This is a genomic window from Megasphaera jansseni (assembly GCF_047974155.1).
Taxonomy (GTDB): Bacteria; Bacillota; Negativicutes; order Veillonellales; family Megasphaeraceae; genus Megasphaera.
This window is the reverse complement of sequence record NZ_JBHYRR010000098.1, coordinates 1-269: the sequence shown is the minus strand read 5'-3', so window position 1 is coordinate 269 and position 269 is coordinate 1. Positions and strand designations below refer to the sequence as shown.

General features: G+C 51.7%; 2 tRNA genes and 1 rRNA gene. All 3 read left to right on the top strand.

Annotation, left to right across the window (positions count from 1 at the left end):
• A 5S ribosomal RNA gene (gene rrf / locus ACE418_RS13660) occupies window positions 1-77 on the top strand; the annotation flags it as partial.
• A gap of 5 nt (window positions 78-82) precedes the next feature.
• Window positions 83-158, top strand: a tRNA-Trp gene (locus ACE418_RS13540).
• A 36-nt stretch (window positions 159-194) separates the two neighbouring features.
• Window positions 195-268, top strand: a tRNA-Arg gene (locus ACE418_RS13535).
• The last annotated feature ends 1 nt before the right edge of the window (window position 269 follow it).

Below are 269 nucleotides of genomic sequence, written 5' to 3'. Positions count from 1 at the left end.
CGAACACAGCAGTTAAGCCCGCAAACGCCGAAAGTACTTGGGGGGAGGCCCCCTGGGAGGATAGGAAGCCGCTGATTTTTGTAGGGGTATAGCTCAACTGGTAGAGTAGTGGTCTCCAAAACCATTGGTTGAGGGTTCGATTCCTTCTGCCCCTGCCAGAAAAATGGAATGAAGGTTTACCTTCATTCCCACATGACTCGGTAGCTCAGCTGGATAGAGTGACTGACTACGAATCAGTAGGTCTAGGGTTCGAATCCCTACCGGGTCAC